Origin of the sequence: Dyadobacter sp. 676 (assembly GCF_040448675.1) — a bacterium.
Classification (GTDB): Bacteria; Bacteroidota; Bacteroidia; order Cytophagales; family Spirosomataceae; genus Dyadobacter.
The window spans coordinates 4774754-4789870 of sequence record NZ_CP159289.1 but is presented as its reverse complement, the minus strand read 5'-3'; the positions used below and the strand labels follow the sequence as shown (position 1 = coordinate 4789870).

The window sequence follows — 15117 nt, the reverse complement described above, 5'->3', positions numbered from 1 at the left end:
AAACCCCGACCTCGTGCAACCAGAGATGCCGTTTGGGTATCTTCCGGTAATAAACCATAACGCATGCATCAAGCCCCCGGCCGGACCATCTGGGTCGACTACCTCCGTTCGTTTTTAACCGTGCTGGTTGTAGCGCACCATTCGTCGCTTGCATACACGACATTTGCCCGCTTCGATAAAGTCGCCTACATACGATCTACCCACCCCGTCGTTGACACGCGCCGCTGGATCGGTCTCGATATTTTCGAAAACTTCAACGACGTGTTCTTTATGTCGCTGATGTTCCTGATCGCCGGGCTATTCGTGGTTAAGAGTATTCAGCGCAAAGGCCCCGGCGCATTCCTCCGTGACCGGTTTTTCCGGCTATTCATTCCTTTTATTATCGGCGGCACCTTGGTGAACCTCGTCGCGCATTATCCTTCCTTTATGCTCGCACATGGTAACAAAGGGTTGCATGCATATATAACAGACTTCTTTATTGTAGAGCAATGGCCTGTCGGCCCACCGTGGTTCCTTTGGGTGTTATTCACCTTTAATGCGATATTTGCTGCATGGTATTCGCTTAAAAATTCAGTCTTTGCGCGCACCTCCGGCTTGCCGGCACCGGAAGTTTACGGCCCGACCCGTGTAATCACCTACTGGTATCTTTTTACTTTCGCACTTTACGTCCCTTTTGCATTCTGGCTTGGTCCCGGCAAATGGACCGGCCTCGGGCCTTTTGACTTTCAAATAAGCCGGGCGGCCCTATATTTCGGCTACTTCCTGTTGGGAACGTGGTTGGGGAAAGTACATTTCAACGAATCACTGTTCGGTCGCTGCTCGCCACTGGTCCGCCGTTGGAAGTTATGGATTTTTCTGTGCGTTGGTACATATACGTTCCTCACGGCCATAGCACCATTCCTAACGCGATTGGTCACAGAAGGCAAACTGCCAGAATTCACCGGACACTTCATTTACTTCACCATTTATGTTTTATCCTGCACTTTCAGCTGCATTGCGTTTATGACAGGCTTCCGGGCGTTGGTCAAAAGCGGGAACGCGGTATGGAATTCCCTTGCGGAGCATGCTTACCTGATTTATTTACTGCACTACCCGTTTGTTATTTGGACGCAATATTTCTTCCTGCACGCCGCGCTGCCGGCGTTCGGCAAATTCATCCTGACCTTCCTCGTTTCACTCTCCGGAAGCTGGGCCATCAGCATTCCGCTGAAAAAAATCGGGTTTGTTAAAAAATATCTCTAAGTACTATCAAACAACCGTTCATTATCCACGCAATTTGCTATTGGATCCTTTTCCAAAAAGATATCCCAGCGCAGTACCGGCAAATGCCAGCGCCTTCAAACCGGCATCCGACCAGAACTGCGCTTCAGCCGGCTTCCTGTACGCGGCAATCAGGCAAATGTCGAAAATCAACACTCCGGAAAGCACAGCCATAAATGCCACGAACGTCTGGGTATTACGCCCGTCGCCAAAGAACCTGCCCAATACGCCGAGGTCCGTGCTACGCATATCTTTTTCGTGCCGGTTCCCCTCCCTGGTGATTTCAAGCTCCATTTGATGCGCAGCGGCCTGTTTTTCGGTGAATTGGGTGTCTGTCTGTTCCTTTTTGATAATTCCCTTTTTTGCCTGAATCCTGCTAGGCTCCATATTCAAAAGAAATGCGGTTTTTAATCACGGGAACAGACACTGCGAACAGTTCCGATAGCTGGGTAGCCGACAATCCTTCCCAATACTTGTCAAGCATGAACCTCGGAACCAACAGATTGGCCGCAAAAGTATTCGCTTCCGCTTCTTTGGAGTCCGTGGTGCCGGTATCTTCCCGGAGAAGGACCTTATAATCCGACGATTTTGCCCATTCCGCATGCAATATCCTGTGCCCCAGTTCATGGGCAATCGTAAAAGTCTGCCTCAGCGGATATTCATCCATGTTGACGAAGATAGTATCCTCCTCAAAATCGTAAAAGCCCGATATGTTGTTCAGTTTCTTTTCGAACTCCACGAACGAGACTTTTGCGCCGAGACGTTGGGCGATCTCCATCGGATTGACCGGCGGCTTCTCCAGTCCAAACTTTTGCAGCAGGCTAATGGCCTCCCCTTTTGCTCTATGATAGTCCGGAGTCATTTCGTATTTCATTGCTCGGTTCTTTATGCAATTAACTGTTTATTACAAACGCATTTTCCCCATTTGTTCCATGAAAATACTCATTGATACTCATAAAACCAAATAAATGATACCTTAAAAATCAATCAATAATCTTCCGGTCGATTCCAGTTCATTAACGGTAGAGATAACGGGAGGTGGGGAGATAAAAAAGGCGCGGTATGAATCCCACGTACCAATTTTTCAAAAAATTATTTCCAAAAAGAGAGTATCGGCGCAATGTTCTTGCATCCTTATTAAAATTAGCCATATTATTATTTGCCCGATATGCTCCATTACCGCAATTTTCTTCCGGAGGAACTGGCCGCCGATCCATCTTTCAGACGCTGGGTGCTGTTCAACAACCCCGCCGACGAAGCCGTTTGGACCGAATGGCTCGAACATAACCCGGATAAGCAGGATCTCGTGGATCGCGCCAGAAATTTCCTGGCTGCGGCAGATACGGTATTCGACCGGATCTCGGACGAGGAAGTGGCTAATGAAATTTACCGGCTATCCCATGCAATCGGTGAAAACCATGCGAAAAAATCGTCGGTTTGGCTGCGTTTCAGGCCAAACTGGTACCACATGGCGGCTTCGGTACTAATCCTGATGTTTGCCGGCTGGTGGTACAACAAGCAAACGCTTTCGCAGCAGCAGTCGGATCAATACAAGGTGATTCTGAGCCGGATCAAAGAACCGCTGATCGAGGCGGTGAATACGGGAAACGAAGCCAAACTGGTGATCCTGGAAGACGGAAGCTCGGTCCTCCTGCAACCTGACAGCCGCATTACCTATCCCCGCCGGTTCGAGGGCCGCAAGCGCGAAGTTTTTCTGAGGGGCGAGGCATTCTTTGAAGTGGCCAAAAATCCCGACAAACCTTTTTACGTGTATGCGCATACGCTGGCTACGAAGGTATTGGGGACGAGCTTCAAAGTGAGCGCGTTCGATGACCAGGAGGTGAAAGTAGTGGTAAAAACGGGTAAGGTGTCGGTTTTCCCGATGACAAAAGAAGCTATTTCCAGTCAGCATGCCGATGACAAGCTGGGCGGGATGGTGCTGACACCCAACCAACAGATCACATTCGCTCCTAACGAGTTACGGCTAACCAGAAGCCTTATTCCGGACCCTAAACTCCTGGAATTACCTATACAACGACAGTCGTTTGAGTTCAAGGGAACGCCGATCAGCGAAGTGTTCGCGGCATTGGAAAAATCATACGGCGTGAAGATCGTCTTCGACGCGGAAGTGATGCAGAACTGCTACCTCACCGCCTCGCTGTCGGACGAACCGCTTTTCGAAAAGATCAACCTGATTTGCAAGACGATCGGCGCGCAATACGAGCAGCTCGACGCAAGCATTATCATCAACAGTAAAGGATGTTAACGAAATACCTTTCTCTCAATACTTTATGACAAATTCACCCGTGCCTATGAACAGAAACCGTTACTGATCACTATTCCCAAAAAGGTCGATGATGCTGCAACACCACCGACCCGATCAATCCCCTGCTTGTGTACGCTTAACAGCATCTGAATGAGGCTGCTGTGGGAATCATTATGCCGAATTTTAACCCGACAAAAATCAAAATTATGTCAAAAAGAGTACAATTTCACCATGCTTTACAGAAAATCATGCGCATTACGCTGTATCAAGCCCTGCTCTCCATCGCGTTCGGCACTTTTGTGCATGCAAACGACGTGCGTGGACAAAGAGTGTTAGAACAAAAAGTGACTTTGCGTTTAGCCAATTCCGAGATTGACAAGGCATTGGAGAAGATTGAGAGCGTGACGAAGGTTAAATTCATGTACAATCCTCAGATCTTCAATAATCAGAAAACATCCTACAAATTCCAGGACGAATCGCTCTCCGAAGTACTCAACAAAATTCTGACCCCGCATAAAGTTACTTACGAAGTGGTCCAGGATCGCATTATCCTGCGCCGCGAACAAGCACCTGTTGAAGAAAATGCCACCAAAACCGCTCCCAAACGCAATGTAACCGGTAAAGTGACCGACGAAACAGGCGCGGGCCTACCTGGTGTGAGCGTGCTCGTAAAAGGGACGCAAAGAGGCACTTCCACCGACGCCGACGGCAAATTTTTTCTGGATATTCCCGACGGTGAAGTGGCTACTGCCGCTCTGGTTTTCAGCTTTGTAGGATACACCACGCAGGAAATCACAGTAGGTAACCAGACCAATATTGATGTACAACTGGCACCCGAGGCCAAAGCGTTGAACGAGGTGGTCGTAACGGCTCTGGGTATTTCCAAGGAGAAAAAAGCGCTCGCGTACGCAGTGACGGAGGTAAAAGGCAGCGAGTTTACACAAGCCCGTGAAAACAACGTGGCAAATGCGCTGACGGGTAAAATTGCGGGGGTTAATGCAACCGGTATGTCCACCGGTCCCGGCGGTTCCAGCCGCATTATCATCCGTGGAAACGGTTCCCTGAGCGGTAACAACCAGCCTTTGTACGTGATCAACGGTATGCCGATGGACAACAGCGTGCCGGGTGGCGGCAACGCTTCGGATGGTAACGGTAACAACACCGACCGCGGTGATGGTATCGGCGGTATCAACCCCGACGACATCGAGTCGATCAGCGTGCTTAAAGGCGGTCCGGCGGCAGCGCTTTACGGAGCCCGTGCTTCCAATGGTGTGATTTTGATTACCACCAAAAAAGGCCGCGCACAAAAAGGCATCGGCGTGGAATACAATGGTAACTTTTCGGTAGATAACCTTTCGATCATCCCCGACTGGCAGTATGAATACGGACAGGGTGTGGACGGCGTAAAACCCGCCGACCAGACGAAGGCTAAAAGCTCGGGCCGTTTGTCGTTCGGTGCGAGAATGGACGGCACGCCAGTGGTGCAGTTCGATGGTGTGGCGCGCCCGTATTCCCCACAAAAAAACAACCTGAAAAATTTTTACAGAACCGGTACCAACTACATCAACTCGCTTTCGTTCACCGGCGGTAACGAGACCGTGAACTTCCGTTTCGGATTGAACAATACCAGCTCCAACAGCATTGTGCCGAACTCTTCCTTCAATAGAAGAATCGCAAACCTGAACCTGAATGCATTTCTCGGCAAAAAACTGAGCATCGAAACGGTTGTCCAATACAACCTCGAAAACGGCCATAACCGCCCGAAAGTGGGTTATGCCGACTACAACCCGCATTGGGCTACCTATCTTGTTGCGAATACCGTCGATATCAGAAGCCTTTCTCCGGGTTACGATCCGGTGACGGGCAAAGAAGTGGAATGGAACCCGGTACCTGCCGCTCCGAACCCTTATTTCGTGATTAACAAATTCAAAAACGAGGACCAGAAAAACCGTTTTCTCGGCCAGGCCAACATCAAATACGACATCCTGGACAACCTGTTTATCAAGGGTAGCGTGAGCCGCGATTACTACAACTTCAACTACGAGTTCGTGGTGCCGACCAACAATGCGTACCAGCCGTTGGGAACCTACGAAGCGAAAAAGATATCGTCGTCCGAAACCAACGGAATGCTGACATTGAATTACTCCAAGGATTTCTCCGACGACTTCAACTTCTCGGCGCTTGTAGGCGGTAACATGCAGCGTAGCGTGTATGACCAGACGGCATTCAACGGGTCGGAATTCACCATTCCCGGCTTTTACAGCTTCACCAACCTGGCGACGTCGACGGTTGTTCCTACCTACAATAAAAGCGGTATCAACTCCTTGTTCGGTTCTGCCGACCTGGGTTACAAAGGTTTCGCTTACCTGACGCTTTCGGGCCGTCAGGACTGGTTTTCGGTCCTGAACAGCAAGAGCAACAGCATTTTCTACCCGGCCGTCGGCGGTTCGCTGATCCTTTCGGAAGCATTCAAACTGCCCACCGTGGTCAGCTTCGCGAAACTGCGCGGTTCGTGGGCACAGGTAGGCGGCGCGAACGTGCTTCCGTACCAGATCTACCAAAGCTACGCAATGGCGGTAGGCGGCCACAACGGTCGTCCAGTGCAGCAGTTGTCTTCTTCGGTTGTGCCTAACCCCGATCTGAAACCGTTGACTTCAACTACTTACGAAGTGGGTTTGGAGGCCAAATTCCTGCAAAACCGTCTGGGCATCGATGTAACGCTCTACAACCGCAAGACCACCGACGATATTGTTCAGAGCAACATCGCTTCATCGTCGGGCTACACGGCTGCCTTGCTGAACGTGGGCGAACTGAGCAACAAGGGTATCGAACTTTTGCTGACCGGCACGGCCATCAAGCAAAACAATTTTACGTGGGATATCAGCTACAATATGGCGTATAACAAAAGTAAGATCGTGCAGCTGGCTCCTAACCTCGATCAGCTCAGCATTGGTACCGGCGTTGGCGGCGGTTTGATCAACAACGTGGTAGGCGGCACCTACGGCGAGGTTTGGGGTTATAACAAACTGAAAGACGCAAACGGTAACATTGTGTACAACACTGCCAGCGGCTACGCGGTACGCGGTAATCTCGAAAAACTCGGCAATGGCACCCCTCCCTTGACAATGGGGATCACCAATAATTTCAAATACAAAAACTTCTCGCTGAATATCCTCATCGACGGTAAATTCGGAAGCGTGGTGTATTCCAACCTGTACCAGTACGCGTACCGCTTCGGTCTGCCGAAAGAAACGCTTCCCGGTCGCGAAACAGGTCTGACGGTGACCGGCGTAACCCCCGAAGGCGCGCCTTTCAGCAAAACCTGGAAGAAAGAGGATATCGATACTTACTATGACAATGACAAAAACTACACGGGAATGTTTGTCTTCGACAACGACTTCGTGAAGCTGCGCCAGGTGATTTTGAGCTACAACCTGCCTGCATTCTCGATCCTCGGCGCCAAACTGCAAAACGCTTCGGTGTCGATCGTCGGACGTAACCTTGCCTTGCTTTACAAGGACAAGCGTAACAAATACTTCGATCCGGAGTCGAGCTACACCAACGGTAACGCGCAGGGGCTGGAAGCATTCGGTGTGCCACGGACCCGCAATGTGGGTGTGAACCTGACTGTGAAGTTTTAATCATTCAAAATTTTTGTGACGATGAACAAATTCCTGAAACTATCCTATATGGCCGTCATGGCCGCCTTCATTTCGTCCTGCGATAACAACTTCGAGGAAATGAATGTAAACCCGAATGCATCCAGGGATGTCGTCCCCGGTTTCCTTTTCACGCGGACGCAGCTGACCACGGTAAGCAACAACTTCACCGGCGGCGCTTATCTGACGATCGGGCAATCGATGCAGCATTTCGCGACCTACAAGGAGGTACCTGCGGCAGGTGACAAGTATTTCAATTATACCTATTCGACCGGAAACTGGGCGTTGTTTGGCGGGGACCCCGCCACGGCCGGAGCTGTAATCGACATTGCGCAGGTGATCGACGCCGTAAAAACCTCGCCGGACGACATAAACCGGCTGTCGGTAGCACGCATCTGGAAAGCATACCTCTACCATCGCCTCACCGATCTCTATGGAGATATCCCCTACACCGAGGCCGGTAAAGCGCTGACCGATAAAAATTTCACGCCGAAATACGACACCCAGGCATTCATCTACGCGGATTTGCTGAAAGAAATCGAAGAGTCTATCACGGCCTTCGATGCCAGCAAAACCACTTTCGGCAATGCGGACCTGATTTACGGCGGCAATATAGGCCAGTGGAAAAAATTCGGGTATTCGCTGATGCTCCGCCTCGGGATGCGTCTGACGGAGGTAGATCCTGCCATGGCCGAAACCTGGGTTAAAAAAGCAATTGCCGGCGGCGTAATCACCGCCGACGCCGATTTGGCAAAGATCGATTACGTGGACGGCTCCATTACCGCGAGCCGCAACTTCATCTCCGCCGGCCTGATGAGCACCGACTATGTGAATCCCGGCGGCGACAATGTGGAGGGCGGCAAGTTTGCCAAAACGCTGATCGACCATCTGAAAACGACCCACGATCCGCGCCTTAACGTAATCTCCATCGTCTGGACAAAAGCCAACGACAAGGCGCCTTACGTTGCCGATACGACTACCGCATTGCAAAAAGGCATGCCGAATGCAGCTTTCAACGGATTGCCCGGCGATTTCGACAGCTATTCGGAGCCCAACCCGGCCACTATCCTTAAATACAACGCGCCGCTGCTCGTACTCACGCCCGCCGAAATGCACCTGTTGCTGGCGGAAGCTAACCTGAGAGGCTGGTACAGCGGCGCCACTGCCGAGGCATCCTACAATGCGGCCGTGACTTCCGGCTTGAAACAATGGGCGTTGTTTGGCGCGGCCGGTGTGATCCCGGATGCCAAAATCGCGGCTTACCTGAAAGCCAACCCGTTCAATACCGGCGGCACATTGGCGCAGAAAATGGAGCAAATCGGTACGCAGAAATGGGTGACGCTCTTTCTGGAAGACGAGTACGAAATATTCTCGAACTGGCGCCGCACCGGCTATCCCAAGCTGACCCCGACCAACTATCCCGGCAATCTCACCGGCGGGCAAATCCCGACGCGCTTCGTGATTCCGGATTCGGAAGAGCAATATAACAAGGAAAACTTCTACGAAGCACGTACGCGCCAGGGCGGTACGAACACGCTTTCAAGTAAAGTCTGGTGGGATAAATAAGCGGGGCTTATGCGCGGCCCGCTTATCCGATAAACGACCGATACGGATTGCCGACCAGAATCGGCAATCCGTATCACTTTTTTAGTATAAAAATTTTTCGACCTGTGAATAAGGAATTTCGATGTGTTTTTTGTCTTAACTGTAACAGCTTTTTCCTAAACCAAAACCCATGATCAAAAAAATATTCATCGCCACAGCCCTTTTCTGTTCTGCGGGTTTCGCAGCCCATGCCCAAAAGTACTCGATCGTTATCAAGGGCGGCCATGTGATCGACCCCAAAAACAATATCAACAGCATTATGGATGTCGCCCTGAAAGGTGATACAGTCATGCTCGTTGCCAAAAACATCGACGCCAAAGAAGGCGTGCAGGTCGTCAATGCCAAAGGGCTTTTCGTCACGCCGGGACTGATCGACATCCATTCGCACAACTTTTATGGTACTAAAATGGACCAGACTTACAGCAACGGTCCCAATGCCCTTCCCCCTGACGGTTTTACATTCCGCACGGGTGTTACCACGGTCGTAGACGCCGGCTGCGCAGGCTGGAAGTCGTTTCCTGATTTCAAGAAACAAACTATCGATATTTCCAAAACCCGGGTGCTCTCTTTCCTGAACATCGTGGGCGAAGGCATGCGCGGCGGTACTTATGAGCAGAACATAGAAGATATGGACGCTGCCGCCACCGGCAGAGTCGCGAAGGAATATCCCGAATACATCGTGGGTATCAAACTGGCCCACTTCAACGGCTACAACTGGACGCCTACCGACCGCGCCGTGGAAGCCGGCAAGCTCGCCAATATTCCCGTCATGATCGATTTCGGCGGCAGCCAGCCGGTATTACCCATCGAAGAACTTTTCATGAAACACCTCCGTCCCGGCGACATTTTCACGCACTGCTTCGGCCAGCTCAGCAGCAGAGAACCGATCGTGGATGTGAAAGCAGGGAAAGTCAAGCCGTTCGTATATGAAGCGCGCAAGAAAGGCATTATTTTCGACGTGGGTTACGGCGGTATCAGCTTCGCATTCTCGCAGGCGATCCCGGCTGTGAAATCCGGCTTTTACCCCAACACCATCAGTACCGACATCCACACGGGCAGCATGAACAACGCGATGAAGGATATGCTAAATGTTATGTCCAAATTCCTGGCAATGGGAATGGACCTGCCTTCGGTGATCAAAGCCAGCACCTGGGCTCCCGCACAGGCCATTCACCGCGAAGAGCTCGGGAACCTCTCGGTAGGCTCGCGTGCGGATGTGTCCGTACTGCGCGTGCTCGACGGCAAATTCCAGATGAACGACACCGGCACATTCGGCTTCTTCGATTACACCGGAGCCAAGGTACAAGGCAAGCAAAAACTCGAAGCCGAAGTGACCATTCGCGCCGGAAAAGTGGTATACGACCTCAATGGCCTGACCAACCCGATCGTCGTTTCGAGAAGATAGTTTAAACCTCCGATGTGATGATGCTGAAAACCCTTCGTGCCGCAATGCTGGCGGTCCTGGCCATTCTTTCGTCCGCGGGTTCCCTGTTCGCGGAAAACACGCTCAACGAAATCCGTATCGAGCGGCACAAGCCCGTGCGCATGCGCGACGGCGTGGTGCTCTACGCGGACGTGTACATGCCCGCCGCCCCGGGGCGCTACCCCACCATCGTAACGCGTACTCCTTACGGCGTGCAGCGCGACGGTGTGCACCAAACGATGATCAAGTTCGCGCAACGCGGGTATGCGGTGGTGGTACAGGATGTGCGCGGGCGCTACGAAAGCGAAGGCAAATGGGAGCCTTTCCGCGATGAGGCCAAAGACGGCTACGACACCATCGAATGGGCTGCCGCTCAGCCGTTTTCGAACGGGAAAGTGGCCACGCAGGGAGGAAGCTATCTCGGACATAACCAGTGGCAAGCCGCGAGCCTGAACCCGCCGCACCTGGTAGCGGCGTTCCCCTCACTGGCTTCCACGAATATCTATGCCAACTGGATTACCATGGGCGGCGCATTCCGCCTCAGCTTCAACTACGGCTGGGGCGTGGTGCGTATGCCCAACCGCATTATGCTGCCGCAATACTGGCACACCGAGGCCTTTACGCCTGAAGAACTGAAATATGCCAATATTCTCATGCATCTGCCTTTGCAGGATGGCGACCTTCAAAGCGCCGGGGCCATTGTACCGCATTACCGCGACTGGATCAGGCACGAAAGCTATGACGACTACTGGAAGGCGATCAGCGACGAAGAACGATTCGATAAAATTAAAGTCCCTACCTACGTCTCCGGCGGCTGGTTCGACATTTTCGTGATGGGCACCATTAATGGTTATGTGGGAATGAAAAACAAGGGTGCCACGCCCGAAGCACGCAATGGCGCACGGATGATTATCGGTCCATGGGGACACGGACCTTCACAAAAATTCGGGGATGTGGACTTCACGCCCGCAGCCTACGTCGATCAGTTCGAAACCGAGCTGTCGTTTTTTGATTACCATCTGAAAGGCATTAAAAACGCCATCGAAACCGACAAGCCGGTGCGCCTGTTTTATATGGGTGTAAACCAATGGCGCGCCGAAACCGACTGGCCTATTCCCGGCACACAGTATAGAGAGCTCTACCTGGGCGGCGGCAACGCCAATTCCGTACGCGGAAAAGGCACATTAACCTTTGAAAAACCCGCCAAATCCGCGACCGACAGTTACCGCTACGACCCGCAAAGCCCGGTACCTACCGTCGGCGGCAATAACTGCTGCGGCACCCCCACCCTCTCCGGCCCGCGCGACCAGCGCCCGCTCGAACAGCGCGAGGACGTGCTCGTGTACACGAGCGAATTCCTCGAAAAGCCGGTAACCATCGCAGGCCTGGTGAAAATGAAACTCCACGCCGCCACCGACGGCCGCGATACCGATTGGATGGTGAAACTGGTGGATGTCTACCCGGACGGCTTCGCAATGCCCGTTTCCGAAGGCATCATCCGTGCCAGATTCCGCGAGGGGCCCGATAAAATGAAACTGCTCACGCCCGACCGGGTGTACGAATATGAAATCGAAATGACGGGTACCGCCAACGTGTTCCGGCCCGGTCACCGCATCCGGGTCGATATTACGTCTAGCAACTTCCCGCAGTTCGACCGTAATCCCAATACCGGCGATCCGCTGGGGACGAGCACCAAAACGAGAGTGGCGCAGCAGACCGTCCACCACGGTGGTACCAAACTGAGCCACATAGTGCTGCCCGTTGTCACCGACCTTAGTCAACATTGATATTTTGCCTAATTTTATTCACTCAATTCAGCCGAACTCTTTTTTCTTATCCCATGAAATTACCGATTCTCTCTTTAACGACGATCCTGACCCTGACTTTCGGAAGCCTGCAAACCGCAAAGTCGCAAACCATCCCGAAAGAAGAACTGATTTTCCTGACCTCCGAATGGAAAGGCGAACGCTTTCCCGACGGTCGCCCGAAAATCTCCGACGACCTCGTCCGCCGCGCAAAGGACATCAATATCGAAGAAGCCTGGGTAGTACTCAAAAATGAAGGTTATAACTGCCAGTTCGAAGGCAACTGGAAGATCGTACACGACGACGTGGTGATCGCCGGACGCGCATTGACAGCGCAGTTTATGCCTTCCCGGCCCGATATCGAAAAGAATATCAAAGACCGCGGCGCCAAGCAGGGCCGCATCGGCAACACCAACTCCTGGCCGATCGATATGCTCACTAAAGGCGACGTATATGTGGCCGATGGCATGGGCAAAATCGTGGAAGGAACGCTGATCGGCGACAATCTCGCGAACTCTATTTTCGCCAAAACAGGCAACGGTGTGGTATTCGACGCCTCCGTGCGCGACCTCGACGGACTTTCCAAAATCCCCGGCTTCAATGCGTTCGTCCGTGATTTCGACCCTTCCTATTTAAAAGACGCCGTGGTAACCGGCATCAATACGCCTATCCGCATCGGACGCGCCGTGGTGCTCCCAGGCGACCTCGTTTTAGCCAAAAAAGAAGGGGTAATCTTCGTGCCTGCGCACATGGTAGAGAAAGTGGTGCAAACGGCCGAGTTCATCGCATTGCGTGATAAATTCGGTATTCAAATGCTGAAAGAAGGCAAATACACCCCCGGCCAGATCGACAGCCAATGGACCGACGCCCTGAAAACCGACTTCCTCAAATGGCTCGACAAAAACCCGAACGAAATTCCCATGAAGCGTTCGGAACTAGACGAATACATGAAAAAAAGAACCTGGTAGGCGAGTAATCGCGACCGGTTTTCAGCATTTCCTGTTTGGTGAAACAGACAGGAATTTTCTTTCGCATTTTTAAAATTGCATTTTAAATACATTTATATGAATATTTACAAGCTCATGTCGGGTGTCGCCGCGGTTTGTCTGCTGATCGCACTCTACCTCGCTTTCACCGGCAGCCTGCCCTCGGCCGGCCCTTTCTTTATCGCTTTTTTTCTGTCGACGGCCATTAGTTTCAGAGGCTATGAAAAACTGAAAGGTTTTACCTACACCACCGTCATTTTTGCTGCAGTGACCACGGCATTGTACTACCCGCAGCACTTCCTTTCTGTGGGTGACTTCAAACTTTCAACCCTGATCACTCCACTCATTCAGGTCATCATGTTCGGCATGGGTACTTCCATGAGTTTCCAGGACTTCGTGGGTGTGGTTAAAATGCCCAAAGGCGTGTTAATCGGCGTAATCAGCCATTTCATCATTATGCCAACGATCGGCTATACGCTGGCCAACCTCAGCGGCTTCCCGCCCGAAATCGCTGCGGGGATCATCCTCATCGGCTGCTCGCCGAATGGCATGGCGTCCAATGTGATCTCTTATCTCGCCAAAGCCAACCTAGCATTGTCGATCACCATTACCGCCATTTCCACCATGCTCGCCCCGATCGTGACGCCGATCCTGATGAGCATGCTCGCCGGCGCGTTTGTGAAGATCGACACGCTTCATATGATGTGGGATATTATCAAAATGGTAATCATTCCAATCGGCGCGGGGCTGATCTTTAACAAGCTTTTCAGCGGAAAAGTGAAATGGCTCGACGCCGCCATGCCGCTGGTTTCAATGGGCGGGATCGCATTTATCATCGTGATCATCACGGCTGCCGGTCGCGACAGCCTCCTTTCCATCGGGCCTGCGTTATTGCTGCTTGTATTGATCCACAACCTTTCGGGCTACACACTCGGTTACTGGTCGGGACGTTTGTTCCGTATGAGCGAGCGCGACTGCCGTACCATTGCCATCGAAGTAGGCATGCAAAACGGGGGATTAGCTTCCGGTATCGCCAAGGAAATGGGCAAAATGGCGACCGTCGGCCTCGCCCCCGCGATTTTCGGACCGCTGATGAACATCACCGGCTCCATTCTCGCGTCCTGGTGGCAAGGAAAGCCAACCGGCGATGAAGACACTTACGTCGAAACGGGCAGGGCCCATTGAAAACGAGACGAGGCGTAGTGTAAGCTGCGCCTCGTCTCGTTTTGTCAAGTGTTGTCAGGTATTGTCAAGTGTTGTTGATTGTTGTGAGGTGTTGTTAAGTATTGTCAAGTATTGTCAAGTATTGTCAAGTATTGTCAATTTTATTGGATAACTCTTCTCAACTAACCCTGACCATTCCTGACTAATCTTGACCATTCCCGACTAACCCTGACCACTCCTGACAATACCTGACCACTCCCGCCCCCATCCAATCAACCTCCTCCCCTTCCTCCTTCCTCCTCAAAAATATCAATCCTCCTCCAACAACAATTGCATATACACCAGATCCAGCCACTGGTCGAACTTATAGGCGACTTCTTTAAGATAACCCTTTTCCACAAACCCGTATTTCTTGTGAAATTCGATGCTTGCGCGATTGGAAGCATCAATGCACCCAATCATTGTATGTAACCCTGATTCTTTCGCACGCTGAATGAGGCTGCCGAGCAATTTGCCGCCTACGCCCATTCCCCTCGACTTCTCGTCCAGATAAATCGAATGCTCCACACTGAATTTATACCCGATTTTGGGACGGAAAATATTGTAGGAACCATAACCGATCACTTCGCCCTCCAGCTCCGCCACAATCACCGGCATACCGTCATAGAACATCTGCTCAAACCAGGCCTTTTGTTGTTCCATGGTCCGTGGTTCGTAGTCATAAATAGCCGTGGTGTTCAGAATAGCGTGGTTGATAATTTCCAACAGCGAAGGCAGATCCTTAGGAGCCGCACTTCTGATGATCAAATCCATCAAAATAAAGCAGGTCGTTATACAGGTTTATTAATAAGGGCCAAAAATACCTTATAATTTTAAAAAAATTCACGCCTAAACCGCCATCCGGCTTACGTTTTTTTCTAATTCTTTTGAAAATCCTGAATTTAGAATA

General features: G+C 51.5%; 11 protein-coding genes. 8 read left to right on the top strand and 3 right to left on the bottom strand.

The features are described from left to right. Positions 1-63: 63 nt before the first annotated feature. Positions 64-1242 (top strand): acyltransferase, encoded by a 1179-nt coding sequence (locus tag ABV298_RS21390; protein WP_353718200.1) that lies wholly within the window; start codon positions 64-66, stop codon positions 1240-1242. Between the two features lie 21 nt (positions 1243-1263). Here ABV298_RS21390 and ABV298_RS21385 read toward each other — a convergent pair whose 3' ends face one another. Both ABV298_RS21385 and ABV298_RS21380 read right to left on the bottom strand, forming a co-directional pair. Next, a complete protein-coding gene (locus tag ABV298_RS21385) occupies positions 1264-1647 on the bottom strand; it encodes a hypothetical protein (RefSeq protein WP_353718199.1) in 384 nt (127 codons plus the stop codon). Further along, positions 1637-2134, bottom strand: a complete 498-nt coding sequence (locus ABV298_RS21380) for an ImmA/IrrE family metallo-endopeptidase (protein ID WP_353718198.1) — start codon at positions 2132-2134, stop codon at positions 1637-1639. Before ABV298_RS21380 ends, ABV298_RS21385 begins: the two co-directional genes overlap by 11 nt. Positions 2135-2428: 294 nt before the next feature. On the opposite strand from ABV298_RS21380, the gene ABV298_RS21375 reads away from it, so the two are divergent. The 7 genes from ABV298_RS21375 (at position 2429) to ABV298_RS21345 (ending at position 14189) form a co-directional block, all read left to right on the top strand. Further along, complete coding sequence (locus ABV298_RS21375) at positions 2429-3526, top strand: FecR family protein (RefSeq protein WP_353718197.1); 1098 nt, start codon at positions 2429-2431, stop codon at positions 3524-3526. Positions 3527-3732: 206 nt separating this feature from the next. After that, positions 3733-7167, top strand: a complete 3435-nt coding sequence (locus ABV298_RS21370) for a SusC/RagA family TonB-linked outer membrane protein (protein ID WP_353718196.1) — start codon at positions 3733-3735, stop codon at positions 7165-7167. 21 nt (positions 7168-7188) lie between these two features. Further along, complete coding sequence (locus ABV298_RS21365) at positions 7189-8751, top strand: SusD/RagB family nutrient-binding outer membrane lipoprotein (protein WP_353718195.1); 1563 nt, start codon at positions 7189-7191, stop codon at positions 8749-8751. Between the two features lie 169 nt (positions 8752-8920). Then, complete coding sequence (locus ABV298_RS21360; protein ID WP_353718194.1) at positions 8921-10195, top strand: amidohydrolase/deacetylase family metallohydrolase; 1275 nt, start codon at positions 8921-8923, stop codon at positions 10193-10195. A 17-nt stretch (positions 10196-10212) separates the two neighbouring features. Beyond that, on the top strand, positions 10213-12000 hold the full coding sequence (locus ABV298_RS21355; RefSeq protein ID WP_353718193.1) for a CocE/NonD family hydrolase: 1788 nt from the start codon (positions 10213-10215) through the stop codon (positions 11998-12000). A 53-nt stretch (positions 12001-12053) separates the two neighbouring features. Then, a complete protein-coding gene (locus ABV298_RS21350; protein ID WP_353718192.1) occupies positions 12054-12986 on the top strand; it encodes an RraA family protein in 933 nt (310 codons plus the stop codon). 96 nt (positions 12987-13082) lie between these two features. Then, complete coding sequence (locus ABV298_RS21345) at positions 13083-14189, top strand: bile acid:sodium symporter family protein (protein ID WP_353718191.1); 1107 nt, start codon at positions 13083-13085, stop codon at positions 14187-14189. Between the two features lie 288 nt (positions 14190-14477). Here ABV298_RS21345 and ABV298_RS21340 read toward each other — a convergent pair whose 3' ends face one another. Then, positions 14478-14981 (bottom strand): N-acetyltransferase family protein, encoded by a 504-nt coding sequence (locus ABV298_RS21340; protein WP_353718190.1) that lies wholly within the window; start codon positions 14979-14981, stop codon positions 14478-14480. Positions 14982-15117 lie beyond the last annotated feature (136 nt).

Excerpts from the sequence above, each read along its gene's own strand:
- ABV298_RS21365 (WP_353718195.1), top strand. The coding sequence starts at position 7,189 with ATGAACAAATTCCTGAAACTATCCTATATGGCCGTCATGGCCGCCTTC.
- ABV298_RS21340 (WP_353718190.1), bottom strand. The coding sequence starts at position 14,981 with ATGGATTTGATCATCAGAAGTGCGGCTCCTAAGGATCTGCCTTCGCTG.
- ABV298_RS21355 (WP_353718193.1), top strand. The coding sequence starts at position 10,213 with ATGATGCTGAAAACCCTTCGTGCCGCAATGCTGGCGGTCCTGGCCATT.
- ABV298_RS21360 (WP_353718194.1), top strand. The coding sequence starts at position 8,921 with ATGATCAAAAAAATATTCATCGCCACAGCCCTTTTCTGTTCTGCGGGT.
- ABV298_RS21375 (WP_353718197.1), top strand. The coding sequence starts at position 2,429 with ATGCTCCATTACCGCAATTTTCTTCCGGAGGAACTGGCCGCCGATCCA.
- ABV298_RS21380 (WP_353718198.1), bottom strand. The coding sequence starts at position 2,134 with ATGAAATACGAAATGACTCCGGACTATCATAGAGCAAAAGGGGAGGCC.
- ABV298_RS21350 (WP_353718192.1), top strand. The coding sequence starts at position 12,054 with ATGAAATTACCGATTCTCTCTTTAACGACGATCCTGACCCTGACTTTC.
- ABV298_RS21390 (WP_353718200.1), top strand. The coding sequence starts at position 64 with ATGCATCAAGCCCCCGGCCGGACCATCTGGGTCGACTACCTCCGTTCG.
- ABV298_RS21385 (WP_353718199.1), bottom strand. The coding sequence starts at position 1,647 with ATGGAGCCTAGCAGGATTCAGGCAAAAAAGGGAATTATCAAAAAGGAA.
- ABV298_RS21345 (WP_353718191.1), top strand. The coding sequence starts at position 13,083 with ATGAATATTTACAAGCTCATGTCGGGTGTCGCCGCGGTTTGTCTGCTG.
- ABV298_RS21370 (WP_353718196.1), top strand. The coding sequence starts at position 3,733 with ATGTCAAAAAGAGTACAATTTCACCATGCTTTACAGAAAATCATGCGC.